Annotated in this window: 20 protein-coding genes and 4 tRNA genes; 10 read left to right on the top strand and 14 right to left on the bottom strand. The window is 63.5% G+C overall.

Annotated features, from left to right (window positions below; genetic code table 11):
• Window positions 1-18: 18 nt before the first annotated feature.
• Window positions 19-93: transfer RNA gene (locus tag P0D73_RS38970), tRNA-Val, on the top strand.
• 488 nt (window positions 94-581) lie between these two features.
• A complete protein-coding gene (locus tag P0D73_RS38965; protein ID WP_408435366.1) occupies window positions 582-2,462 on the top strand; it encodes an ABC transporter ATP-binding protein in 1,881 nt (626 codons plus the stop codon).
• A 169-nt stretch (window positions 2,463-2,631) separates the two neighbouring features.
• On the opposite strand, the gene P0D73_RS38960 is transcribed toward P0D73_RS38965, so the two are convergent.
• The 3 genes from P0D73_RS38960 to P0D73_RS38950 form a co-directional block, all read right to left on the bottom strand.
• A complete protein-coding gene (locus tag P0D73_RS38960) occupies window positions 2,632-3,096 on the bottom strand; it encodes a DUF2214 family protein (protein ID WP_408181727.1) in 465 nt (154 codons plus the stop codon).
• A gap of 151 nt (window positions 3,097-3,247) precedes the next feature.
• The gene (locus P0D73_RS38955; RefSeq protein ID WP_408435364.1) at window positions 3,248-4,102 is read right to left on the bottom strand and encodes a hypothetical protein; all 855 of its coding nucleotides are present in this window, start codon (window positions 4,100-4,102) and stop codon (window positions 3,248-3,250) included.
• A 250-nt stretch (window positions 4,103-4,352) separates the two neighbouring features.
• Window positions 4,353-5,417 (bottom strand): glycosyltransferase family 4 protein, encoded by a 1,065-nt coding sequence (locus tag P0D73_RS38950; protein WP_132373600.1) that lies wholly within the window; start codon window positions 5,415-5,417, stop codon window positions 4,353-4,355.
• A gap of 691 nt (window positions 5,418-6,108) precedes the next feature.
• Here P0D73_RS38950 and P0D73_RS38945 point away from each other — a divergent pair.
• Window positions 6,109-7,944 (top strand): ABC transporter ATP-binding protein, encoded by a 1,836-nt coding sequence (locus P0D73_RS38945; RefSeq protein WP_132373599.1) that lies wholly within the window; start codon window positions 6,109-6,111, stop codon window positions 7,942-7,944.
• Window positions 7,945-8,048: 104 nt separating this feature from the next.
• Here the strand turns inward: P0D73_RS38945 and otsA are convergent, their stop codons facing one another.
• A complete protein-coding gene (gene otsA, locus P0D73_RS38940; protein WP_408319184.1) occupies window positions 8,049-9,509 on the bottom strand; it encodes an alpha,alpha-trehalose-phosphate synthase (UDP-forming) in 1,461 nt (486 codons plus the stop codon).
• Window positions 9,510-9,564: 55 nt separating this feature from the next.
• Window positions 9,565-10,314 carry a trehalose-phosphatase gene (gene otsB / locus P0D73_RS38935; protein WP_408181721.1) on the bottom strand — a complete coding sequence of 250 codons (750 nt, stop codon included), beginning with the start codon at window positions 10,312-10,314 and terminating at the stop codon, window positions 9,565-9,567.
• Window positions 10,315-10,766: 452 nt separating this feature from the next.
• Between otsB and P0D73_RS38930 the strand changes: the two genes are divergently transcribed.
• The 3 genes from P0D73_RS38930 to P0D73_RS38920 are packed head-to-tail and all read left to right on the top strand — an operon-like array spanning window position 10,767 to window position 12,718.
• The gene (locus P0D73_RS38930; protein WP_408181720.1) at window positions 10,767-11,336 is read left to right on the top strand and encodes an SCO family protein; all 570 of its coding nucleotides are present in this window, start codon (window positions 10,767-10,769) and stop codon (window positions 11,334-11,336) included.
• Between the two features lie 18 nt (window positions 11,337-11,354).
• A complete protein-coding gene (locus P0D73_RS38925) occupies window positions 11,355-11,816 on the top strand; it encodes a copper chaperone PCu(A)C (RefSeq protein ID WP_408181718.1) in 462 nt (153 codons plus the stop codon).
• A gap of 17 nt (window positions 11,817-11,833) precedes the next feature.
• The gene (locus P0D73_RS38920; RefSeq protein WP_408181717.1) at window positions 11,834-12,718 is read left to right on the top strand and encodes a cytochrome c oxidase assembly protein; all 885 of its coding nucleotides are present in this window, start codon (window positions 11,834-11,836) and stop codon (window positions 12,716-12,718) included.
• A gap of 60 nt (window positions 12,719-12,778) precedes the next feature.
• Here P0D73_RS38920 and P0D73_RS38915 read toward each other — a convergent pair whose 3' ends face one another.
• From P0D73_RS38915 to uvrC, 9 genes are all read right to left on the bottom strand, one after another.
• Window positions 12,779-13,273, bottom strand: coding sequence for a GNAT family N-acetyltransferase (locus tag P0D73_RS38915; protein WP_408181715.1), 495 nt, complete (start codon window positions 13,271-13,273; stop codon window positions 12,779-12,781).
• 92 nt (window positions 13,274-13,365) lie between these two features.
• Window positions 13,366-14,346 carry a sensor domain-containing diguanylate cyclase gene (locus tag P0D73_RS38910; protein WP_408181714.1) on the bottom strand — a complete coding sequence of 327 codons (981 nt, stop codon included), beginning with the start codon at window positions 14,344-14,346 and terminating at the stop codon, window positions 13,366-13,368.
• Between the two features lie 179 nt (window positions 14,347-14,525).
• Window positions 14,526-15,284, bottom strand: a complete 759-nt coding sequence (locus P0D73_RS38905; RefSeq protein WP_408181712.1) for a TraB/GumN family protein — start codon at window positions 15,282-15,284, stop codon at window positions 14,526-14,528.
• A 45-nt stretch (window positions 15,285-15,329) separates the two neighbouring features.
• Window positions 15,330-15,569, bottom strand: coding sequence for a hypothetical protein (locus tag P0D73_RS38900; RefSeq protein WP_408181711.1), 240 nt, complete (start codon window positions 15,567-15,569; stop codon window positions 15,330-15,332).
• An 80-nt stretch (window positions 15,570-15,649) separates the two neighbouring features.
• Window positions 15,650-15,723, bottom strand: a tRNA-Cys gene (locus P0D73_RS38895).
• 105 nt (window positions 15,724-15,828) lie between these two features.
• Window positions 15,829-15,904 (bottom strand) — tRNA-Gly (locus tag P0D73_RS38890).
• 62 nt (window positions 15,905-15,966) lie between these two features.
• Window positions 15,967-16,042: transfer RNA gene (locus P0D73_RS38885), tRNA-Gly, on the bottom strand.
• 216 nt (window positions 16,043-16,258) lie between these two features.
• The gene (gene pgsA, locus P0D73_RS38880; RefSeq protein ID WP_132373590.1) at window positions 16,259-16,852 is read right to left on the bottom strand and encodes a CDP-diacylglycerol--glycerol-3-phosphate 3-phosphatidyltransferase; all 594 of its coding nucleotides are present in this window, start codon (window positions 16,850-16,852) and stop codon (window positions 16,259-16,261) included.
• A gap of 144 nt (window positions 16,853-16,996) precedes the next feature.
• The gene (gene uvrC / locus P0D73_RS38875; protein WP_408435361.1) at window positions 16,997-19,195 is read right to left on the bottom strand and encodes an excinuclease ABC subunit UvrC; all 2,199 of its coding nucleotides are present in this window, start codon (window positions 19,193-19,195) and stop codon (window positions 16,997-16,999) included.
• A 271-nt stretch (window positions 19,196-19,466) separates the two neighbouring features.
• Here uvrC and earP point away from each other — a divergent pair, with 271 nt between their 5' ends.
• From earP to P0D73_RS38855, 4 genes are all read left to right on the top strand, one after another.
• Entirely contained in the window at window positions 19,467-20,660 is a 1,194-nt protein-coding gene (gene earP / locus P0D73_RS38870) for an elongation factor P maturation arginine rhamnosyltransferase EarP (RefSeq protein ID WP_408435359.1), read from the top strand.
• Between the two features lie 409 nt (window positions 20,661-21,069).
• Entirely contained in the window at window positions 21,070-21,627 is a 558-nt protein-coding gene (gene efp / locus P0D73_RS38865; RefSeq protein ID WP_201644888.1) for an elongation factor P, read from the top strand.
• 282 nt (window positions 21,628-21,909) lie between these two features.
• Window positions 21,910-22,116: a CsbD family protein gene (locus P0D73_RS38860; protein WP_062127806.1), complete on the top strand. Its 207-nt coding sequence runs from the start codon at window positions 21,910-21,912 to the stop codon at window positions 22,114-22,116.
• A 323-nt stretch (window positions 22,117-22,439) separates the two neighbouring features.
• Window positions 22,440-23,822, top strand: coding sequence for a sigma-54-dependent transcriptional regulator (locus P0D73_RS38855; protein ID WP_408181706.1), 1,383 nt, complete (start codon window positions 22,440-22,442; stop codon window positions 23,820-23,822).
• Window positions 23,823-23,854 lie beyond the last annotated feature (32 nt).

Below are 23,854 nucleotides of genomic sequence, written 5' to 3'. Positions count from 1 at the left end.
CATAATTCGGCTCTCTTCGGGTGGTTAGCTCAGCGGTAGAGCACTGCCTTCACACGGCAGGGGTCACTGGTTCGATCCCAGTACTACCCACCAGAATTTTGGTGTGTCGATCACCGAAGACTAAAGGGCTCACGTAGAAATGCGTGAGCCCTTTTTCATTTCGTGGTTTGGCGTGTGAAAACCGTACGGAATGCCAGGCAGATTCCGGCGCTCAACGTCCGCCTCAGCCGTCAACTCCGGATCTTCGTACGTTTGCGGACGCCAGATACTGCTGATATAGTTGGCGCTCGGGCATTCGCCCCGTCAATTTCCTTCACTTCATTCGACCATAGGGAGGCGCCACATGTTTGCAATGCGTATCGCCGTCCCCGGCATGGTCTCGCGAGCGGTTTCGCGATCTTAATTCATCCGATTAAGTCGCCGAATCGCCGTTCACGTGGTGTCGCCTGAAAAGGCACTCCGCGCAATTCCCAGACAGTCCGCAGTTCAATCGCCGGTGCATTCCGGCGCGTTTTGACTGTCTCGTCCTTTCGCTTCTGACTGGAACCTCGGTGCGCTCATGCGCCACCGGGTCGTGGCAAATGACCAGAAAAAAACTCGACTTTCGTGGACAAGCCTTCAAAGATGTCCTCGGCTTTACCTTCCATCACTGGGCGCAGCAGCCCTGGCGCATCGTCGTCATTACGGCGCTGGTGCTGCTCTCGGCGTTGGCCGACGTACTCACGCCGATGTTCGCCGGACGCCTCGTCGATGCCATCGCATCCGGCGCGGCCAGCGACGCCGTCGCCTGGCATGCGGCGATCACGGCCTTCTGCGTGCTGGGCGCGCTCGGCCTCGGCGCCACATTGCTGCGGCAAGGCGTGTACTTCAACATCATCCGGCTCACGCTCAAGATGATGAGCGAGATCGCCGCGAATGCGTTTCATCGCGTGCAACGCTTTTCGACCGACTGGCACGCCAACAGCTTCGCCGGCTCGACGGTGCGCAAGATCACCCGCGGCATGTGGGCGCTCGACCTGCTCAACGACACGCTGCTGATCGCCCTGTTGCCGTCGCTCGTGATGCTGGTCGGCGCGACGGTTCTGCTCGGCTGGCGCTGGCCGATGATGGGCGCGGTCGTCGGCATCGGCTCGGTGCTGTATATCGCGGTGACCGTGGCCATGTCGCTCGGCTTTGTCGCGCCGGCCGCGCGCCTCGCGAATGCGTGGGACACGCGCATGGGCGGCGCGCTCGCCGACGCGGTCAGCTGCAACGGCGTGGTCAAGGCGTTCGGCGCGGAAGAGCGGGAAGAAGTGCTGCTGTCGCGCGTGATCGGCAAGTGGCGGCACCGCACACGCCGCACGTGGATGCGCGGCACGATCAACGGCGGCGTCCAGGGTGGCATGCTGGTGGCGATTCAGGCCGCGATCCTCGGCGCCGCGCTGCTGCTGTGGGCGCGCGGCGAAGCCGGCGTCGGCGACATCACGTTCGCGCTGACCATGTTCTTCATGCTGCAAGGCTATCTGCGCGACGTGGGCATGCACATCCGCAACCTGCAACGCTCGGTCAACGACATGGAGGAACTGGTATCGCTGGAGAGCCAGCCGCTGGGTATCGAAGACCGTGCCGGCGCGGGTCCGATCGCGATCGGCAAAGGCGAGATCCGTTTCGAGCACGTGACCTTCCACTACGAAACGAACGGCCAGCCGCTTTACGACAACTTCTCCGTGCGCATTGCGCCGGGCGAACGCGTCGGATTGGTCGGGCATTCGGGCTCGGGGAAGACTACGTTCATCAAGCTGATCCAGCGCCTCTACGACATTTCGGAAGGCCGGATCACGATCGACGGTCAGGACATCGCCCGGGTGCGGCAGGCGTCGTTGCGCAGCCAGATCGCGATCGTTCAGCAGGAGCCGGTGCTGTTTCACCGCTCGCTCGCCGAGAACATCGCGTATGCGCGGCCCGGTGCGAGCCGCGCCGAGATCGAGCGCGCCGCGAAGCTCGCGAGCGCGCACGACTTCATCGCGGCGCTGCCCAATGGCTATGACACGCTGGTCGGTGAACGCGGCGTCAAGCTCTCGGGCGGCGAACGTCAGCGCGTCGCCATCGCGCGGGCGTTTCTCGCCGACGCTCCGATCCTGATTCTGGACGAAGCGACGTCGAGCCTCGACAGCGAAAGCGAAGTGCTGATCCAGCAGGCCATGGAGCGGCTGATGATGGGCCGCACTACGCTGGTGGTGGCGCACCGTCTTTCCACCGTGCGTGCGCTGGACCGGCTGCTGGTGCTGGATAAGGGCAAGGTAATCGAGGAAGGCAGCCACGAAGCGCTCATCAGGCTCGAGAACGGCCTGTACCGGCGGTTGTTCGAGCGTCAGGCGCTGGAGCTGATCAAAGGGCTGGGTGAGCCGGAACTCACGACGACTCGGGCCGCGCGGCCGAACGCGAACCGGACCGACGATTCCAGCTTGCTGGTCGGGAAGTGATTTGAAGGGGGCGCGTGGAAGGTCAACTGGAAACCGCTAGTATGCTGGCGGCGCTTTCGGTTGGCGTTCCACCGCCCATTTTTTACGAGCGCGAGCGTGGGTTCAAGCGCGTAAGCGCAAGCGGCTGGTCAGCACCAACCGCCCAAACGCCAACGCGCCCGCGCCGGAGTTAAACCACGCCCGCAGGCAACCCCACACCACGCGCCATCCCTGTCGCCGCAAACACCATCAGCACCATCAAAATCGTCTGTATCACGCTATAGCGTGCGTAGGAGCGCGCCTTGCGCAGATCCGGCGCCGCGCCTTTCCTGATCGCTGCGCGCCAGCGCATCAGCGCGAGCATCGACGGGACTTCGAGGATGAGAATAATCACGAGCAGCGTCATCTTGAGATGAAAGAGCGGCTCGTGGAGATAGTAGTCGGCGCCCTTTTCGAAACCGCCGAAAGCGCGCATCAATCCGGTGACGATCAGCACCAAGGCCGAGATGCCCCACCCTGTATCCGCCCGGAACACGGAGCGCAGCGCGGCAGGCACGGTGGCGCGGCGGAGCGCCCACGTGCGCCGCAGAATCGACGCGAGCGCGAAGCCATAAGCAAGCAGATGGATGGCGGCAATCAACCAGCGAACCAGCATAGCGACTCCTGCAAAGGACGCGATACGATCGTTGTGTGTCTCACTCGCCCGCGCTGAAGCGCCGGGCGCCATGACTTCATTATCGACTACGGCTCAATCTACAACGCCTGCTTCGGCCACGGGGTGTGGCCGACTGCACAAATCGGCAGACTCAGACCTGCTGCAAGGATGTGTCAAGCGCGCGGGCGGCGACGCGATCGCCCTCGGTCGTCAGCGCGGTGCGGAATACGGTTTGCCGGTTGTGCCCCGCGGCGGCCGGCGAATCCCACAGCAACTCGATCTTCGGACGGCGCCCAAAGGCGCCGTGTGCCAGCGACGGCGCAGCGGCCGAGCCCAGCGACGCGCCGGACCCTGCCGGCTCGCCTGCGGTGCCGAACGCGACCGTGGGAGTGGGCGTCGGCGTCGTTCGCACGCCCTGCCCGGCCGCCCAGCGCACGGACAATTCGCGCGCGTCGTACTGTCCCACCTTGCGACGCTCCGCCCACACGATCACCGTCCGCGTGACCGGATCGAGCGCGATCGCATAGCGGCCGATCGCGAAACGGCGCGCGGCGATATTGGTGCGCCATAGCGCGCGCGGCCGGCAGATCCACAGCACGGCCGCATACAGCGCCGGCGCGGCCAACAACCAGCCGTTGGAAGCTGCCACCGCGTTGGCGGCACGCCGCCAGCCGGCGCTCGCGGTAAACGCGCCGACCGACCAGACCGCAAACAGGAACCCGAGGAAAGCGAACAGACGCAGCGCCTGCCGCAGCCATTGCGGCAGCGGATGAAACGGGCGCTCGGCCACGGCGCGCGCGCCCGGCAGGAAGATCAGCAGGAACAGGAAAACGAGGTTGATGCACGCCCACGGCGAGGACAGCATGGCCAGCAGCGACGCACCCGCATCCAGGTCCGCCATCGAAAAAAGCCAGCGAGCAAGGATCACGAGACCGATGGCGCGCAACGCGAAAATCGTTCCGGCGCCGGGCGCCGCGTTCGCACGCGTCTCTTTCGTTCTCGGCAAGGCATCCTCCTGTCGTCGGCGGCGCCGCAGCCAAATTTGCGGCAGGGCCATTATAGGGATATTACGGAGAGTGGCTCATTCTTACCGGCCGAAACCCGCACTTTCGTCCGCTGATTAAGAAAAACGCGGCGCGCCTGCAACAACGCCCCGTGGGCAAGTGCCGCACGGGGCGTTGCTGGCGGCCGCCGGAGCGCCTGAAAGCGCTCCTCGAGCCGATGCGACTTTTTTTACTTGCCGCGCATCACGTCGATTAGCTGGCGTTGACTTCGCGCAGCACGGTGCGATGCTTCTGGCGCAGCAGTTCTTCGTAGGTGGCGACGTAGTTCTTCGCCATCACCTTCGACGAGAAGCGCGACTCGAACGCCTTGCGCACACCGGCGCGCGACAGCGTGTGCAGACGCTTGACTGCGGCGACCGCGCTGATTTCGTCTTCGACGACGAAGCCCGACACGCCGTTTTCGATCACTTCCGGCACCGAACCGCGGTTAAACGCGATCGCCGGCGTACCGCACGCCATCGCTTCGATCATGACCAGACCGAAGGGCTCCGGCCAGTCGATCGGGAACACCAGTGCATGCGCGTTGCCGAGGAACTCACGCTTTTCGGCTTCGCCGATTTCGCCGATGTACTCGACGTGCGGGAGCGCCATTAGCGGCTTGATCACTTCTTCGTAATAGGCGCGGTCGGCCTTGTCGATCTTGGCGGCGACCTTGAGCTTCATGCCTGCCTGGCCGGCGATGCGGATCGCGCGGTCGAGGCCCTTCTCCGGCGAGACGCGGCCGAGGAAAGCGAGGTAGCCCGGCTCGACGTTGGCGATCGGCGTGAGCACGTTTTCCGGCAGGCCGTGATAGACGGTTTGCAGCCAGTTCGCCTGTTGCAGCGGAATGCGCTGGTTGTCCGAAATCGACACCACCGGCACGTCGCTGAACGTATTGAAGATCGGCTGCAGTTCCGGCAGATCGAGACGGCCGTGCAGCGTGGTCAGGAACGGCACCGGCTGGCGCGCGAACAGCGAGAACGGGTAGTAGTCGATGTGGAAATGCAGCACGTCGAATTCGTCCGCGCGGCGGCGCACTTCTTCGAGCAGCAGCATGTGCGGCGCCATCACGTCGCGGATGGTCGGGTCGAGGCGCAGCGCCTGCGGCCAGAAGGCTTCGAGTTTCGCCGAGGTTTGCGAATCGCCGCTCGCAAAGAGCGTGACGTCGTGCCCCTGCTCGACCAAAGCTTCAGTCAGATAGGACACCACGCGTTCCGTACCACCGTACAGCTTGGGAGGAACCGCCTCGTGCAACGGAGCGATTTGAGCGATTCGCATATGAAGAACTCCTCGTAAAAAATCAGGCAAAAGTACTGCGTTTGGTAAAAGCGACTCGCTTGCTCGCCAGGGCAGTCTGGCCGGAATATGCCGGCGCGGGCCTGATTCTTTCGAGAAATCCTGCGATGGATCGCTTGGGTAGTGAGCCCAGACCAGTGATCAATGTCTGCGCATGTGCCGGTAAACGCACACATGACACCTACGTTGACAAACTGTCAGAAAATTCGGCGGGCCTACAGAGCATGCATTATCAATGCCGGGATTCTCGCTGCACCACAACATTTCAAAGTCTTTACGTTGTTACAAAGGCGAAACACTTTGCAAACCCTTGTTTTCTAAGACAGTTCTACAGTGGCAACTGGCTTGCGACATGGACCGCCGAGGTGGCGTCGTAAGCTCCTGCGTCAACTTTGCCGGCAAGCGTTGAAGAAATGCCGCATCGCGGTTGAATGCAATTTGTAATTATATCCCGAAAAGTTCCGCAGCCTGCGTGAACCCTGACCCCATAGACGGGTCGAGTAGCAGTAGGTCGCGGACGTCTATCGCGAAATCAATCGCGCCAAGGCCCGGATACACAGGGCGCAATCGCTTTTGCATGTTTACAATGCGAAGCATCGGCTTCGCGGCGAACCTTTTCCATGTGGCCTACGCTTTGCATGCACAACCCGAAACACATCGACCTCACGATCAATTGGAACATTTAACCATCGCCCAGCGTAATGCCCAGAACGCAAAGCTCGCGAGCTATGCGCACCGGCCTCTTGCGTTCCTTTTCCGCTTTATCCGCCGCCATCCGCTCGCGCATGCGATCGTCCTGTGCAGCGTGTTTGCGGCCGTGGGCTGTGCGCTCGCTTCGCAATACGCGATTAAACACCTGATCGACGTGCTCGGCGAAGGCCGGCATCATCCCGGCCCGCTGTGGGGGGCGTTCGCCATCCTGGTCGGCCTGATCGCCGCCGACAACATGCTGTGGCGGGTCGGCGGCTGGGTCGCCGCGCATACGTTCGTCGCCGTGACCGGCGACCTGCGGCGCGACCTGTTTCAGTATCTGAGCGGACACTCGCCAACGTACTACTCCGAGAAGCAGCCGGGCATGCTCGCGAGCCGGATCACGGCGACCTCGAACGCGGTCTACACGGCGGAGAACACCACCGCGTGGAACGTGCTGCCGCCGTGCATCGCGGTGCTCGGCGCGATCGTCATGATCATCGCGGTGAATCCGCTGATGGCCTGTGGCCTGATGCTGTGCTCGGCCATTCTGTCGGTCGTGCTGTACAAGCTGGCCGGCCGCGGCTCGGCGCGCCATCATCATTTCGCCACCAAGGCGGCGTCGGTGGACGGCGAGCTGGTCGACGTGATCAGCAACATGGGCCTCGTGCGCGCCTTCGGCATGACGTTTCGCGAGCAGCAGCGGTTCGGCGCAACGGTCAAGGCCGAGATGGACGCGCGCCAGCAGAGCCTGCTGTATCTGGAAAAGCTGCGTCTGCTGCACGCGGTGATCACCGCGCTGCTGTCGGCGGGCCTGCTGGGCTGGGCGCTCTGGCTGTGGGATCAAGGCAAGGCGACCTCGGGCGACATCGTGCTCGTCAGCTCGCTCGGTTTCACGATCCTGCACGGCACGCGCGACCTGGCCGTGGCGCTCGTCGACGTCACGCAGCACGTGGCGCGTCTCGCTGAAGCCGTGCGCACGCTGCTGGAGCCGCACGGCATGCCGGATCGCGACGGTGCGACCGAACTCGTGCCGCAAGGCGGCCGCATCGATTTCGAAAGCGTGACGTTCGCTTACCCGCGCCGCCGCCCGATTCTCGATCACTTCGACCTGCATATCGAACCCGGCCAGCGCGTCGGCCTGATCGGCAAGTCGGGCGCGGGCAAATCCACCGTGCTGGCGCTGCTGCAGCGTTTCTACGAGACGCAAGGCGGCGCGATCAGGATCGACGGCCAGGACATCGCCACGATCACGCAGGACAGCCTGCGCCACACGATCGCGCTGGTCCCGCAGGACATCTCCCTGTTCCATCGCACGGTGTACGAGAACATCGCCTACGGGCGCCCGGAGGCGAGCCGCGAAGAAGTGCTCGCGGCCGCGCGCGAGGCGCGCTGCGCGGACTTCATCGAGGCCATGCCGGAAGGCTACGACACGATCGTCGGCGACCGCGGCGTGAAGCTCTCGGGCGGCCAGCGTCAGCGGATCGCGATTGCACGCGCGATCCTGAAGAACGCGCCGATCCTGCTGCTCGACGAAGCCACCTCGGCGCTCGACAGCGCGTCGGAAGAAGCGATCCAGAAGGCGCTCGACCGGCTGATGGTCGGCCGTACGGTGGTGGCGATCGCGCACCGTCTGTCGACGCTGAACAACTTCGACCGGATCATCGTGATGAGCGCCGGCAAGGTCATCGACGACGGCAGTCCGGAAGAACTACGCCAGCGTCCCGGCCTGTATCGCGATCTGCTCACCAAGCAGTATGGCAAGGGCCACACGCTGCACATCGGCGGAAAGAAGGTCGACGAACAGCACGTGGTCTGAACCCGCGCGGCAGGCTTCGAGCCGCGAGCCGTCACCGCCTAACGAAAAGCCGCTCTCGAGCGGCTTTTTCTTTTACACGCGCTGCAAGCAGCCTCGAACGCAACCTACCCGGCCTGAGTTTCGCGCGCCGCCTTTCTCCCCGACACGGCGCGCGCCTTCCCGCTTCGGGTGCTCTTTGCACCAGCGACGCCCTGCAAATCGCGCATGAAGTTATCGCGCCACACCGACACATTGTTCTCGCGCAACTGCACCATCATGTCGCGATGGCGCGCCTGACGCTCCGCGAGCGGCATGCCGAGCGCGCGCGCGAGCGCCTCGGCCATGCCGTCGATATCGACCGGATTGACGATCAGCGCTCCATCCAGTTCCTGCGCGGCGCCGGCAAAGCGCGACAGCACGAGCACGCCGGGATTCTCGGGATCCTGCGCCGACACATACTCCTTGGCGACGAGGTTCATGCCGTCACGCAACGGCGTGACATAGCCGACGTGCGCGGTGCGGAACAGCGCGGCCAGCACCGAGCGCTCGTACTGCTTGTGGATGTAGAGAATCGGCGTCCAGTCCAGTTCGGCGAAGCGTCCGTTGATGCGCCCCGACTCGCCTTCGAGCTGCAAGCGGATATCCTGGTACGCGTGCATGTCGGCGCGCGTCGGCGGCGCGATCTGCAGGAAGGACACCTTGTTGCGTTGCGCGGCCGCGTGTTCGAGCAGCCGCTCGAAGGCACGAAAACGCTCGACCAGTCCCTTCGAATAATCGAGCCGGTCCACGCTCATGATCAGCTTGCGCGAATGCAGCGTCGCCTTCATCGTGCGCACCGGTTTGCCGCGCTCACCCGCTTTCGCGAGTTCGGCGATCTCGTCCGGATAGACGCCGATCGGATACGCCGCCGCGCGCAGCGTGCGGCCGAACGCGTGGATCGTCAGCGGGCCTTGCGCCGATGCGTCGACCGTGCCGTTCGCTTCATTGACGATGTAGTCGCAGAACGCGCGCAGATCCGGCGCGGTCTGGAAGCCGAGCAGATCGAACGAACACAGCGCCTCGACGAGTTCGCGATGCGGCGGCACCGCCAGCAGCACCTGCGAAGCCGGAAACGGAATGTGCAGGAAAAAGCCGATGCGATTCTTCACGCCCGCCGCGCGCAACGCTTGCGCGAACGGAATCAGATGGTAGTCGTGGACCCAGATCACGTCGTCTTCGCGCAGCAGCGGCACGAGCTGTTGCGCAAGCCACGCATTGACGCGGCAATAGCCCTCGAAGTCGTGCCGGTCGTATTGCAGCAGGTCGGCGCGATAGTGGAACGCGGGCCACAGTGTGGCGTTCGAGAAGCCACGATAGTACTGATCGTAGTCGCGGCGCATCAGCGCGATGGTCGCGAAGGTCACCGGGCCGCGCTCCTCGACCTTGATCTGCGGCTGGCCTGAGGTGAGAACGTCGCCGCTCCAGCCGAACCACATGCCGCCGGTTTCCTTCAGCGCGTCGTACACGCCGACCGCCAGACCACCTGCCGCCGGGCCGCCCTCCGAGATTGGCGCAACCCGGTTCGATACGATGATCAGTCGACTCATGAAGCGCGATTCCCGATACGGTGCGTTGTTTGCTGCGAGCGACGCGGCGTGGTCATCATGCTGTGCGCGCCGCCGCGACGATCGATGCCAGCCAGTCGAGCAGGCCCGTCACCGAGCCGATGCGCGTATGCGCCATCGTCTCGCCCGGCCCGACCTTGATCGACACGCCGCCACGTTCGTTGACGACGGCGAAGCCCTTCTCGTCGGTCAGATCGTCGCCGGCAAAGACCGGCTTGCGGCCGACGAACGGCGGCTCGTCGAGGAACGCGCGCAGCGCGCGGCCCTTGTCGACATCTTTGGGTTTGATTTCGTAGACCATCTTGCCCGGCTGCAGCACGTAGGAGCCGGCGTAATCGGCCACCAGCCGCTCGGTCGCCTCGCGCGCCAGCGGCTCGCGATCCGGCGCATTCCGGTAGTGCAGCGCCACGGCCGCGCCCTTGATCTCGAGCAGCATGCCGGGGTTTTCGTTGACCACCTGCGCGAGCACCTGCTCCATGCGCAGCAGCCGCTCGTCATGGAAGCCAATGCGCTGCGTGTCGCCGTTCGCATCGCGCCGCTCGGCGCCGTGCAGACCGGCAATCGGCAGATCGGGCATGTTCAGAAAACTGTCGATGCTGTCGATACCGCGGCCCGACACGACCGCGACCGCGCCGTTCGTCAAACTGCGCAACTCGCTCAGCAAGTCGTTCACGCGAGGTTGCACCAGCACGCCGTCCGGCGTGGGGGCGAGTTCGACGAGCGTGCCGTCGAAATCGAAGAAAAATGCCGTCTCGCTCGGAGACAGAACAGCCGGAAGTGCTTGCATCGGTTAGTTTTGCCTTTCAGCCTTCTGCGGCCGGAAAAGTGTGCGCATCTTACCGCGCATCCACCAATTTTTCGAGAAAGTAAGGCTGGGCACAAGCCCAGCCGGGCGCCACACGCGAGCCTCGCCGGCGATTGCGTTCAAAACGGGAACAATCGGGCTTCACCCAGCTTTCAGCCGCCTGCGTCAAATTGCCTCGCAAACCGCCCGCCCGTGGGCTCTGCGCGACGCCATCGGCCAATTTGCGCTAAAGTCGCTGCCACGCGGATCATTGCCGTTACGACCATATTTGCACACTATGACCGCGCACGCGCCACACGCGCATCGAGCGGCGCCGCCATTCAATCGAGTCACTGAACCCTGCTTTGTTCCCGATCTTCTCATCCCGGCACCCGCAACTGCACCCCGCAATTTCACGCAGGCCGTGGTCCGCGCGCCTGTTTGCGGCGACGGTTATGCTGGGCGCGCTGACGGCGCTCGCCGGCTGCACGCATCGCACGGAAACGTGGCAATTGACCAATGTGACCGGTCACTTGCCTGACCTCGATTTCAAGCTGACCGGCGACGATGGCCGCCCCGTCAACGGCGATTCGTTCAAGGGCCGCGCCTCGCTCGTTTATTTCGGCTACACGCATTGTCCGGACGTCTGCCCTGAAACGATGGCCCGGCTGATGCAGGTGCTCGGCAAGCTCGGCCCCGACGCGCGGAAGGTGCGGATCCTGTTCATCACCGTCGATCCCGCGCGCGATACGGCGCAGGCTTTGCACGACTACGTCGGCGCCTTCGACTCGAAACATGCCGAGGGGCTGACCGGCACCGACTGGCAGATCGAGTCGCTCGCCAAGCGTTACCGCGTCGCCTATCAGATGGAAAAGCGCGATCCTTCCGGCAACTATGAAGTCACCCATAGTTCCGCCGTCTACGTGTTCGACAGCGAGGGCCACGCGCGCCTGCTGGCCACCGATCACGACACGCCCGATGCGATCGCGCAAGACCTGCGCCGCATCATCGATGACCGTTCCTGACCTTTCCCGAGTTCAACCATGTCGATCAAGATCAAAACGTTCGCTGCACTGAGTTGCGCCCTCGCCCTTTCGTTCGGTGCCGCATCGACCGCGCAAGCAGCGGGCGCCAACGCGATCAGCGCGAAAGACGCGTGGGTCCGCTGGCTGCCCAACAACCTGCCCGCCGCCGGCTATGTGACGCTCGTCAATGCGAGCGACAAACCAGTCGACCTCGTCGATATCTCCAGCAACGACTATGGCGATGCGATGCTGCATCAGACCGTGTCGAACGGTTCGTCGCAGAAGATGGTGATGGTCGACAAGCTGACGGTGCCCGCGCATGGCCAGGTCGCCATCGCGCCCGGCGGCTATCACGTGATGCTCGAAGACGCGAAGCACAAGGTCGCGCCGGGTGACACCGTGCATCTCACGCTCAAGTTCTCCGACGGCGAAACGCTCGACACGCCGTTCGCCGTCAAGTCGCCGGCGCAAACCAAGTAACCAGATAACGTGCCGCGATGAATCTGCTCTACTGGCTCGATCCCTGGGAGTTTTCGCCAACCGTCGTGATCGCGCTGCTGGTGCCCGCGATCCTGTTCGTGCGCGGCGCGCGTAAAGCGAAGGTGACGGTCGCGCGGCGCATCTCCTTCTGGTTTGGGCTGGTGGCGTTGTATGTCGCGTTGCATACGCGGCTCGATTATTTCTTCGAGCATGAGTTCTTCATGCATCGCGCGCAGCATCTGGTGCTGCATCACCTCGGGCCGTTCTTTATCGCGCTGTCGTATCCGGGCGCGGCGTTGCGCGCGGGGATTCCGTTCAGGTGGCGGCAGCGTTTCGTGCGGCCCGCGCTGGAAACACCGGTAGTGCGCAAGCTGCTCGACGTGGTGATGCATCCCGTCGTCGCGGTGACGCTGTTCGTCGGGCTGATCTACTTCTGGCTGATGTCGCCGATTCATTTCATGGCGATGCTCGACTGGCGGCTTTATCGCGTGATGAACTGGAGCATGGTGATCGACGGCCTGCTGTTCTGGTGGCTCGTGCTCGATCCACGTCCCGCGCCGCCGGCGCGTCTGTCGCCGGGCAAGCGCGTGCTGGTGGTGATCGCCGCGATTCCGCCGCAGATCATTCTCGGCGCGTTCATCTTCTTCACGCCGCGCGAGCTGTATCCGATCTACTCGATCTGTGGCCGCGCGTTCACGTGGTTGAGCCCGATGCGCGATCAGCAGATCGGCGGACTGTTGCTGTGGATTCCGGGTTCGATGATGAGCGTGATCGGCGCGCTGCTCGCCTTGCGTCACTGGATGCGGCTGTCGGCGCGCGGACGCTTGCGTGGCGAACAGCGTGCGAAAGCCAGGCAGACCCTAGCGCCCACGGCTTCGGCGCCGGCGCGCGGCCAGCACTGACTCTACGATTCGATTGACAACCCGGCGCGCCCGCGCCGGGCTCTGTATGCGGTAGCCGCTTCAGGCCGACCGCATCCACACATGCGGGATGCCGTCTTCTTCGTGAATCTCCGAAACGGGCGCGAAGCCGAACGCACCATAGAAGGCTTGCAGATGCGCCTGCGCATGCAAACGAATCGGCGTGCCGGGCCACTGCGCGCGAATGTGCGTCAGCGACCGTTCGAGCATCGCGTTGCCCAGACCGATGCCACGGAATTCAGCGGTCGTGAGCACACGGCCGATGCGGATATCGGCGTCGTCCGCATCGGGCAACAGCACGCGCAGATAACCCGCGAGCGCCGGCCGTTTTTCATCGGGGCCATAGACCAGCAGATGCCACGCATCCATATCGAGCCCGTCGATATCGCCATACAAGCAGTTCTGCTCGATGACGAACACCGTGCTGCGTGCGCCCAGCATCGTATAGACCTCGATGCCCGTGAGGTCGTCGAAGGATTTCCAGCGCCAATCAAGTTGCGCCAGCCGCGTGGCGGCGGTTTGCTGCGGTTCAGTCATGACAACGTTCTAAAGAAAGAGTCGCACCGCACGGAGAGCGGCGATGCGTGATTATGCCGCGCGCGACGGTTTTTTTCGCCGCCGTGCCGCGCTCAGTTGCGATGGACCGCGCGCGCCTTCGATGCCTGTTTGTGGCTGTACATCGCGGCGTCGGCGGCCGCCAGCAGTTCGGCAATCGATTGGTGCCGGGCAGAATCGTATTGAATCTGCCCGACGCTATAGCGGATGTCATAGCCACGCTGCGCTTCGGCATTGCGCTCGGCCAGCAACTGCGTGAGACGCTGCGTCACTTCCTGCGTGGCGCCGCTGTCCGTATCGGTGAGCAGCACGACGAACTCATCGCCGCCGAGCCGCCCGATCACATCGCTTTCGCGCAACGCGGTGCGCAAGACGTCGGCGAAGGTCTTCAGCGCGCGATCGCCTTCGGCGTGGCCGAGCGTGTCGTTGATCTGCTTGAAATCGTTCAGGTCGAAGAACAGCAGCGATGCCGGTTTGTGCATCCGCTTGCAAACGTTCAGCGCATGTTGCGCTAGTGCCTCGAAACCGCGCCGGTTCGACAGCAGCGTCAAATCGTCGAGCGTGGCCAACTGCACCGCCGCCAACTCCTGCTCGGCCATGCGCGCCAGATCGCGCAGCAATTCGCGCTCTTCTTCGTCGAGGCCGCGCGGCTTGGTGTCGATCAGACAGAGCGTGCCGAGCTTGCTGCCGTTGGGCACCGTGAGCGGACAGCCGGCGTAGAAACGGATATTCGGGTTGTCCGTGACGAGCGGATTGTCGTGAAACCGCTCGTCCGCGAGCGTGTCGGGCACCATCATGATTTCGTCGCCGAGAATCGCGTGCGCGCAGAATGATACGTCACGCGAGGTCTCGCTCGTCTTCAGGCCGACACACGACTTGAACCATTGACGGTCCGCATCGACCAGACTCACGAGCGCGATGGGCACACTGAAGAGTCGCTTGGCGAGCCGGGTCAGACGATCGAAGCGCTCTTCCGGCAACGTATCGAGAATATGCAGCGCACGCAGGGTGTCGAGACGGGCGCTTTCGTTACTGGGCGTCGGTGGCACATGCATGTTGTATTCCCTAGGGCGACCGGCGTGGCCGAAGTGGTAGGCGGGTAGTGTATAGCGACGTGCTTTACCTTGGGGCAAAACCCCGGCGCGAGAGTTCCCTCGGATCGCGTGCGAGCCGGACCGCTTTCGAACCGATGCAGGCCGCATCAGGCTGCCACGCTCGCGCGGCGACGGCTTTGCTATGGGTTGGCAAAGACCGGCTCGACGGGCCGCGCGAGACAGTCGATCAGATTGCCGGGGCCGCACAGATGCAGCGCGCCGACGACCACCAACGTGCGCTCCGGCCGCGTGAGGACCTCAGTCAAGCGCGCCGCCCATGCGCGATTGCGCTCGTCGAGAATCGCATGCCGGATGCCCGGCAGATTGAACATCGGCGAATCGATGGCGATCTGGTGCACGGCAAGCAGATCGCCCTCCAGCCAGGCCGCGTGCATGCGCTCGAGCGTGCGCTGCGGTTCGTCGAGGTCTGACATCAGCAAGCCGAGCGCCGCGCCGACGGCGTCGAGCGGAATCGATTCGAGCGCCGCCGCTACCTCCTGCGCGCTCTCGAGATAGCGATAGGGCTTGGCCTGCGTAATCGCCGAGCGCAGCATGCGCGGCTCGACACCTTCGACGACTTGTTGGAACAGCGTCGGCGCGACGATCAACGCGGCCCACGGACGAAGATCGGTGAGCGGCGCAAGCGGCCCTTCAACGGGCCATGCCGCGTGAAGTTGCTGCCATGCGTCGGCGGATAGCAAGGGCTGCAGTTGCTCCGCGCCGCCTCGTCGGTCGGCCTTCAGAAACGGCAGGATCGTCGGCGGATCGGACTCAAAGACGAGCGCTTCCGCCCAGTCATACGCTTCGGCAATCCACGGCGGGGTTCTTCGGCTTGTCGCCGGAAAGAGATGCATCGAGCCGAGCAGGCGAACGTGGGTGCCGGTGAGTTGTAGGTACATGCAGCCTCGGTGTGGACAAGCAATGACGTAAAGCAGGCGCGCTGTTCAATCGATCACGTGCAGCGCAGTGCGCCGGTTCACAGCCCCTCGCCCGGCCGTACGGACCGTGAACGCGATGAACAGTAGAAAGACGATCTGCGAGAGATACAGGTCCATCCGGATCGGGTGATGAAGCGCGAACCACGAATTGTGCGCCACATCCGTCACGATAACGGCAACGCAGAGAATCAACCCGGCTGCCGGCGCGATTAGCAGAAGCAAAGAGAACTGCTGCCACGTCAGCATATGTATCAACTCCGCCAGAGAAACCGACGCCGAAAAAAGAAAAGCCCCGACAAGTCGGGGCTTTTCTTTACATCAACTACTGGAGGCGCGAGCCGGAGTCGAACCGGCCTAAACGGCTTTGCAGGCCGCTGCATAACCGCTTTGCTATCGCGCCGCAAGCGGACTGGAACCTAGCAACAGATTCGCAGATTTTGTTTAGCGGACAACCGGATGGACCGGGCCACCAAACAAAAAGGGAAGCGTTGCTTCCCCTTATGTATGGAGCGGGAGACGAGGCTCGAACTCGCGACCTCAACCTTGGCAAGGTTGCGCTCTACCAACTGAGCTACTCCCGCATTGAACTGCTTCACAACGCCTTGCACTATTACTTGCCAAACAACGCGTTGCTTCAAAAATTTGGAGCGGGAGACGAGGCTCGAACTCGCGACCTCAACCTTGGCAAGGTTGCGCTCTACCAACTGAGCTACTCCCGCATTGTGCTGCTTTTGCCGTGCTATCTGCTGCCTTGTTACTGCAACTACTCTTTACTGCCACCGATGTTTCGAACTGCGTGCATCGGAGAAACGAGATTATGGAGAAACGACTGAAACGTGTCAACCCCTTTTGCGTATCTCTTTTACCGAACAAATTTCACTCATGCGCCAGCGAAGTTCGGACACGCGCCGGGCGCCCTCCACCACGACGAAAACTCAGGCCACGCCGCCCCGTTCGCGAATCTGCGGCCATGCGAGCTTCATGTAATAGAGCATCGACCAGATCGTCAGGAACGCGGCCAGATAGATGAGCCATAAGCCCCACACACGCGTATCGACCACCACGCCGCCACCGAACGACAGCGGCCCGTAGAACAGCAGCATGGGAATCGCCACCATCTGACAAACGGTCTTGAACTTGCCGAGCGAATTCACCGCGACGCTCTTCGATGCGCCGATTTGCGCCATCCATTCGCGCAGCGCCGAGATCGCGATCTCGCGCCCGACGATCACGAGCGCGATCGCCGAATCGATTCGCGCGAGTTGCACGAGCACCAGCAACGCGGCGGTCACCATCAGCTTGTCGGCGACCGGATCGAGGAACGCGCCGAATGCCGAGGTCTGATTCCACTTGCGCGCCAGAAAGCCGTCGAACCAGTCGGTCAGCGCCGCCAGAATGAAGATGGTCGCGGCCGCCAGATTGCGGTGCGCGGGGCTCATCATCATGTCGGGCAAATAGAACACACCGACGACGAGCGGGATCAGGACGATCCGCAGCCAAGTCAGGAAAATCGGGAAATTGAACGGCATGGGCAGGCGCAGCGTCTGACAAGGGAGATGCAATTGTGCCGTGTCACAAGGCCTGCCACAAGCAAAGCGGCGCGCCGGGCTGGCCGCGCGCGCCGTAGCGGCGCCGCTCGAAGGAGGCTGAGCGGACGGCCGAAGCCGCCGCGATCAGTGCAATTGCCGGTAAATCTGCTCCGCGAGCGCCTGCGAAATGCCTTCGACACTTGCCAGATCTTCGACACTGGCGGCGACCACGCCGCGCAGTCCCCCAAAGCGCGCGAGCAAACGCTGACGCCGCTTCGCGCCCACCCCTTCGAGTTCTTCGAGCCGCGAGGTCTGACGCGTCTTGCCGCGCTTCGCGCGCATGCCGGTGATGGCGAAGCGGTGCGCTTCGTCGCGGATCTGTGCGACCAGCATGAGTGCGGCGCTTTCCTTGCCGAGTTCGAGCGGCGCGCGGCCGTCGGCGAAAATCAGGGTTTCGAGGCCGACCTTGCGTCCCTCGCCCTTCGCGACGCCGACCAGCATGCCGGTATCGAGACCCAGTTCCGTGAACACCTGGCGCGCGATTTCGACCTGGCCCTTGCCGCCGTCGATCAGCACGATAGTCGGCAGGATGCCGCCGGCCGCGACCGGCTCCGCGGCGTCCGGCGTGAGCGACGGATCGGCGGCCGCGTCGCTTTGCAACTCCGCGGCTTCGTCAGCGGCATTCGCGGCGGCTTGCTCGACCATCTTCTCGTAGCGGCGCGTGAGCACCTGGCGCATCGCGGCGTAATCATCGCCGGGCGTAATGCCGGTGATGTTGTAGCGGCGGTATTCCGACGACTGCATCTTGTGATGGTGATACACCACGCACGACGCCTGCGTCGCTTCACCCATCGTGTGGCTGATGTCGAAGCATTCAATACGTAAATGCGCGAGATCGTCGCACTCCATGCCGAGCGTGTCGGTCAGCGCGCGCGTGCGGGCTTGCTGCGAGCCTTGCTCCGAGAGCAGGCGCGCGAGCGCGAGCCGCGCGTTCTGCTCGGCCATCGCGAGCCAGGCGCGCCGTTGGCCTTGTGGCTGGCGCAGCACGGTGACTTTGTGGCCGGCCTGCTCGATCAGCACGTCGACGAGTTCGCGGTTGGCGGGGGCGTGGCTGACCACCAGCACCGGCGGCACGCGATTGCCCAGGTAATGCTGGGCGATGAACGCTTCGAGGACTTCGGCTTCGATCCCGCCGGTTGCGCGGCCTTTGCGCGGTTTCGTGGGTTCGGAATCGGCTTCTCCGAGTGCGTCGTCTTCGTCGGGTGCGTCGTCGGCTTCATCGGACGCGTCGTCCTCTTCGTCTTCCGATGGCATCTCTTGCGCGATCGCGAGCGCATCGGCGGCATCGGCCGACTCCGCCTCACCGCCCGCGTTGTCTTCCGCGAGCGAACCGGACTCGATAGCGGTATCGGTCAACGCCGCGCCGTCGTCTGCCAATCCCCCCTCATCAGCCGTCAATACGCTTTCGACATGCGCCGGGAAATACGCCTTGTCGCCCAGATGCCGACCGCCGCGCACCATCGCCAGATTCACGCACACGCGACCGCCCAGCGCGACCACCGCGAGAATATCGACGTCGCTGTCGCTGCCGACTTCGATCGCCTGCTGGTGCAGCACCGTCGACAGCGAACTCATCTGGTTACGGACCGCCGCGGCCTGCTCGAACTTCAGCTCGCTGGCGAAGGCGTGCATCTTCTGCTCGAGTTCCTTCATCACCTCGCCCTGGCGGCCGAGCAGAAAGCGCGATGCGTTGGCGACGTCGCGCGCGTAATCCTCTTCGGTGATCGCCGCGACGCACGGCGCCGTGCAGCGGCCGATCTGATGCAGAAGACAAGGCCGCGTGCGGTTGTTGAACACGGAGTCTTCGCAGGTGCGCAACTGGAACACGCGCTGCAGAATCTGGATGCTCTCGCGCACCGCCCACGCACTCGGAAACGGACCGAAATACTGATTCTTGCGATCCACCGCGCCACGGTAATACGCCATGCGCGGAAACTTGTGGCCGGTCAGCTTGAGGTAGGGATACGACTTGTCGTCGCGAAACAAAATGTTGTAGCGCGGCGCGAGCGCCTTGATCAGGTTGTTTTCGAGCAGCAGCGCTTCGGCCTCGGAGCGCGTCACGGTCGTCTCGATGCGCACAATGCGCGTCACCATCATCGCGATGCGCGGCGACAGTAGCGTCTTGGTGAAGTAGCTCGAGACGCGCTTCTTCAGATCGCGCGCCTTGCCCACGTAAAGCACCGCGCCGTGCGTATCGTAATAGCGATAGACGCCGGGCAGATGCGGCAGTTGGGCGAGCACTTTTTTCGGCTCGAAAGCGTCGGTTGCTTCGGGTTCGGTCATGCAGAATCGGTTGAGGTGGGACGGTCTCGCGAAGCCTCGCTCTGCGTGCCGCGCGCCGGGACGAACCGCAGGACGCCTTGCGCGCGCAACCGTGAACGAGTGCTTTAGAATCGCCAGTTTAGAACATTCCGCGTGCGTCCGAACGCTGTTGCCTTGAATCGGGCGACGCGTCGGCAGCCGTGGGTCGGCGCGCAACGCAGCGCGGCACCGACGCATCATTCGCATCGCCCCCCACTCCTTCCATCCGTTCGAATCCGCGACCCAGGCCATCATGTCTTCCGCTACGCCCCATTCCGAGCAAGCCGCTGACACGCCCACGGCGATCGCCTGCGACATCTTCTGCGCGGTGATCGACAATTTCGGCGACATCGGCGTGTGCTGGCGCCTCGCGCGCCAGCTTGCGAGCGAGCACGGCTGGCAGGTGCGCGTGTTCGTCGACGACCTGCATGCGTTCCAGAAGCTGTGCCCGTCGCTGACGCTGGAGCACGCTCGCCAGACGGTCGGCGGCATCGTCGTCGAACACTGGCATGAGCCGGCTCATGCGGGCGATAGGCTCGAAGTCGCCGACGTCGTGATCGAGGCGTTTGGCTGCGAACTCCCGTCCATCTATGTCGCCGCGATGGCGGCGCGCGAACGTACGCCGGTGTGGTTCAACCTCGAATATCTGAGTGCCGAGGACTGGGTCGCGGATTTTCATCTGCGGCCCTCGCCTCATCCGCGCTATCCGCTGACCAAGACATTCTTTTTCCCCGGACTCGGCCCCGGCACCGGCGGCGTGCTGAAGGAACGGCATCTCGACGGCGCGCGCGCGGCTTTTGAAGCATCGCCCACCGCGCGCCGAGCATGGTGGCAACAGACCACCGGCCACGCGCCGCCGCCCGCCGCGGCCACCGTCGTCTCGCTGTTCGCCTACGAGAACCCCGCCGCCGACAGCCTGCTCGAACAATGGCGCGATAGCGCGGACCCGGTCGTCCTGCTGGTGCCCGAAGGCCGCATTTCCGGCGCGGTCGCGCGCTTTTTCGAACTGCCCGCGTTCGCCGCCGGCGCTCACGCGGTGCGCGGCAACCTCAGCGCACATGCCCTCGCCTTTACCGACCAGCCCGGCTACGACGCGCTGCTGTGGGCAAGCGACATCAATTTCGTGCGCGGCGAGGATTCGTTCGTGCGCGCCCAATGGGCCGCCAAACCCTTCGTCTGGCATATCTACCCACAAGCCGACGACGCCCATCTGCCGAAGCTCGACGCCGCGCTCGCGCACTACGCGCGCACTCTGCCCGCGGACGCCCGCGACGCCCTTGCGCGTTTCTGGCACGCGTGGAACGGCACGGGCCGCCCGGACTGGGCGGAATTCCAGCGTCACTTGCCGGCGCTCAAGCAACGCGCAGCCGATTGGGCCGGCGAACTGGCTCAAGTGGGCGACCTCGCTGGAAATCTGGCCTTGTTCGCAAAAACTCAGTTAAAATAAGCGGTTATCCAACGGCCGACGACGCAAGCGCGGCCCGATCGCAACGGCGGAATCCGGTCAACTCGTTTGAGCGGCTCGCCAACCCGGCATCGAAAGATGCAACACCTTCCCCCAATATCAAAGCGTGATAGGTGGAATGTCAAAAAAGGGACGTATGTTGCGAATCGGCGCCACTCGTGTACACGCCCGCACCGGGTAAAAAGCAGGTAACGGATTGCTGGGAATGGCAGAGACCGCGGGTTTGCGGCGCTCCCGCCGCTCCCCGCGGCAAGCCGGCCACGCTTGACTCGCTCGCGACCCGTCGAGCCGCTTCGGCGGCGCGGCGCGCGGTGAGCAAAGCGCCGAAGCCGCTTGCGCCGTATGCCGTTGAGCACAAGTTGAAGCTACTAATTTCGTACAGGACAGTTTTATGAAGACCGCACAGGAACTCCGCACCGGCAACGTCGTGATGATCGGCGCAGACGCAATGGTTGTGCAAAAGGCCGAATACAACAAATCGGGCCGCAACTCCGCCGTCGTCAAGATGAAGTTCAAGAACCTGCTGACCGGCGCAGGCATGGAAAGCGTGTACAAGGCCGACGACAAGTTCGACGTCGTCGTGCTGGAACGCAAGGAAGTGACGTACTCGTACTTCGCCGACCCGATGTACGTGTTCATGGACGCCGACTACAACCAGTTCGAAGTCGAAGGCGAAATGATGGGCGACGCCCTCCATTACCTCGAAGACGGCATGGCTTGCGAAGTCGTGTTCTACAACGAGAAAGCCATCTCGGTCGAACTGCCGACCACGCTGGTCCGCGAGATCATCTACACGGAACCGGCTGTCAAGGGCGACACGTCGTCGGGCAAGGTGTTGAAGAACGCCAAGCTGAACACCGGCTTCGAACTGCAAGTGCCGCTCTTCTGCAGCATCGGTGACAAGATCGAAATCGACACGCGTACGCACGAGTACCGCAGCCGCGCTTAAGCGCCCTGCTCGCCTTATTCCAGCGCCCCAAGCCGGGCGCTGCGAAAAAAATGGCAAAAAAAGCGCCCAATTTGGGCGCTTTTTCTTTTTTGCGCCGCCGTGTATGGTTGAGGAAAACTTTACCGGCGATCTTCTCGAAATTGCCACACCGCGACCTCAAATTTCCCGTATGTCGGTCACCAAATCATTGATAAGTTTAAATAAATTATCGTGGCACGGTCCATGCTTCTCTCTGGATACAGGCCAGTACGGCTTTATTTTCTTCAACTCCGGAGATGCGACATGAATAACGACATCGCTGAAGGCAAGTGGAAGCAGATGGTTGGCAAAGCCAAGACGGCATGGGGTGAACTCACGGACGACGAGTTGACCAAGGCCGAAGGTCGCGCTGACAAGCTCGCCGGCCTGATCCAGGAACGTTACGGCAAGACGCGCGAACAAGCGGAACTCGAAGTACGCCGCTTCTTCGACAGCAATCGGGATTTCTGACCGCCCGAGTGAAGGAAATACAGGCGTCCGTCCACGCTTACAAAACGTCAGGACGGGCTCCCAAATTAATAACGCAAAGGACCTGAACGACTTGAGTCGAATCGCCGCCTTTCTGCCCGGTGCCGTGCTTGGTGCGCGCGCCGGACGACCTGTCTACCTCAGACGCGGCCGCTCTTGCGCCGCGCGAGCCAAGGTTGCGCGCGCGGCGCTGGATTCGACTCGGAATTCGACCGACAGTACCGGCCAGCATCGCGCCCGTGACGCGCGCCAACGTATCGGCGCAGCGCATCGGGTATTCCATCCATCTAAAAATTGCGCTCGCCATGCCACACGCCCTGATTGTTGAAGACGATCCTAATAGCCTGTCAGGCCTGTCCGCCATCCTCGCCGCCGACGGCTTCTCCGTCGACACCGCGACCACGATCGCGGAGGCCCGGGCCGCGTTGACACGCTTCATTCCCGACGTCGTGCTGGTCGACCTGAACCTGCCGGACGGCAGCGGACTCGACCTGCTGCAACACCTCCCCGCGCATCCGCCCGGCGGCGCCTTGCCCGTGATCGTCATGACCGGCAATGCGACAGTGGAAAGCGCGATCGAGGGTTTGCGGCACGGCATCTGGGACTACCTGCTCAAGCCGGTCAACATTCCGCGTTTGCGCAGCCTGCTCGCGCGTATCCCGCGGCCGTACGAACTGACCGAAGAAGTGCAGACGCTGCGCGCGTCGCTGCGTCAACTCGGCCGTTTCGGCTCGATGCTCGGCCGCAGCGGTGCGATCCAGCACGTCTACGACACGATCGAACATATCGCGCCGACCGAAGCCGCCGTGCTGATTTCCGGCGAAACCGGCACCGGCAAGCAGATCGCGGCGCGCACGATGCACGACATGAGCCGGCGCCGTAAAGGTCCGTTCATCACATTCGACTGCCGCAGCGCGAATAGCGCGGCCGCGCAACGCTCGCTCGACAGCCTGCTGTTCGGTCACGAACGCGGCGCGTTCAACGGCGCCGAGCAACGCGAACCCGGCCTGTTCGAGCAGGCGAGCGGCGGCACGCTGTTCATCGACGAAATCGCCGAGTTGCCGCGCGCCCAGCAGGAAGCGCTGCTGCGTGCGCTCGATTCGCAGACCTTCATGCGGGTCGGCGGCACGAATCAGGTGGTGACGGACTTCCGGCTGATCGCCTCGACACGCAAGGCGCCGCGTGCGGCGGTGGCCGACGGCAGCCTGCACGAAGATCTGGCGCTGCGCCTCGAAGCGGCCGCCGTCACGCTGCCGCCGCTGCGCGAGCGCGGCGAAGATCCGGCGCTGATCGCCCAGGCGTTGGTCGACGAATTGAATCACGAAGGGTTGACGCGCGGCTCGGCGGAGACCGCCAAGCAGGTCGCGCCGAACTTCCTGCGCGAGTGTCTCGCGTATGAATGGCCGGGCAATGTGCGCGAGTTGCAGGACCGCGTGCGGCGCGCATATCACGCGTCCGGCGACGTGCTGGAATCGCTGCGTGCCGATGAGGCGGGCTCGGCGAACGGCCGCGATCTGAATGGCAGCCGCGTGCAAGTTACCGTGGGCACGCCGCTCGCGGACGTCGAGGAAATGCTGATTCGCGCTACGCTCGACGCAGTCGGCGGTACGCGTCACCGGGCGGCGTCGCTGCTGGGCATCAGTCCGAAGACGCTGTACAACAAGCTGCAACGCATGCGCTTGAATTGAGTGGAGTGCCTCTGCGATCGCTCGCGGTCGGC

It is taken from the genome of Paraburkholderia sp. RL18-101-BIB-B, assembly GCF_046026985.1.
Lineage (GTDB): Bacteria > Pseudomonadota > Gammaproteobacteria > Burkholderiales > Burkholderiaceae > Paraburkholderia.
This window is presented reverse-complemented; position numbering and strand designations above follow the sequence as displayed.

Excerpts from the sequence above, each read along its gene's own strand:
- P0D73_RS38965 (WP_408435366.1), top strand. The coding sequence starts at position 582 with ATGACCAGAAAAAAACTCGACTTTCGTGGACAAGCCTTCAAAGATGTC.
- P0D73_RS38960 (WP_408181727.1), bottom strand. The coding sequence starts at position 3,096 with ATGCTGGTTCGCTGGTTGATTGCCGCCATCCATCTGCTTGCTTATGGC.
- P0D73_RS38950 (WP_132373600.1), bottom strand. The coding sequence starts at position 5,417 with ATGCGAATCGCTCAAATCGCTCCGTTGCACGAGGCGGTTCCTCCCAAG.
- otsA (WP_408319184.1), bottom strand. The coding sequence starts at position 9,509 with ATGAGTCGACTGATCATCGTATCGAACCGGGTTGCGCCAATCTCGGAG.
- otsB (WP_408181721.1), bottom strand. The coding sequence starts at position 10,314 with ATGCAAGCACTTCCGGCTGTTCTGTCTCCGAGCGAGACGGCATTTTTC.
- P0D73_RS38930 (WP_408181720.1), top strand. The coding sequence starts at position 10,767 with ATGCTGGGCGCGCTGACGGCGCTCGCCGGCTGCACGCATCGCACGGAA.
- P0D73_RS38925 (WP_408181718.1), top strand. The coding sequence starts at position 11,355 with ATGTCGATCAAGATCAAAACGTTCGCTGCACTGAGTTGCGCCCTCGCC.
- P0D73_RS38920 (WP_408181717.1), top strand. The coding sequence starts at position 11,834 with ATGAATCTGCTCTACTGGCTCGATCCCTGGGAGTTTTCGCCAACCGTC.
- P0D73_RS38915 (WP_408181715.1), bottom strand. The coding sequence starts at position 13,273 with ATGACTGAACCGCAGCAAACCGCCGCCACGCGGCTGGCGCAACTTGAT.
- P0D73_RS38910 (WP_408181714.1), bottom strand. The coding sequence starts at position 14,346 with ATGCATGTGCCACCGACGCCCAGTAACGAAAGCGCCCGTCTCGACACC.
- P0D73_RS38905 (WP_408181712.1), bottom strand. The coding sequence starts at position 15,284 with ATGTACCTACAACTCACCGGCACCCACGTTCGCCTGCTCGGCTCGATG.
- P0D73_RS38900 (WP_408181711.1), bottom strand. The coding sequence starts at position 15,569 with ATGCTGACGTGGCAGCAGTTCTCTTTGCTTCTGCTAATCGCGCCGGCA.
- pgsA (WP_132373590.1), bottom strand. The coding sequence starts at position 16,852 with ATGCCGTTCAATTTCCCGATTTTCCTGACTTGGCTGCGGATCGTCCTG.
- uvrC (WP_408435361.1), bottom strand. The coding sequence starts at position 19,195 with ATGACCGAACCCGAAGCAACCGACGCTTTCGAGCCGAAAAAAGTGCTC.
- earP (WP_408435359.1), top strand. The coding sequence starts at position 19,467 with ATGTCTTCCGCTACGCCCCATTCCGAGCAAGCCGCTGACACGCCCACG.
- efp (WP_201644888.1), top strand. The coding sequence starts at position 21,070 with ATGAAGACCGCACAGGAACTCCGCACCGGCAACGTCGTGATGATCGGC.
- P0D73_RS38860 (WP_062127806.1), top strand. The coding sequence starts at position 21,910 with ATGAATAACGACATCGCTGAAGGCAAGTGGAAGCAGATGGTTGGCAAA.
- P0D73_RS38855 (WP_408181706.1), top strand. The coding sequence starts at position 22,440 with ATGCCACACGCCCTGATTGTTGAAGACGATCCTAATAGCCTGTCAGGC.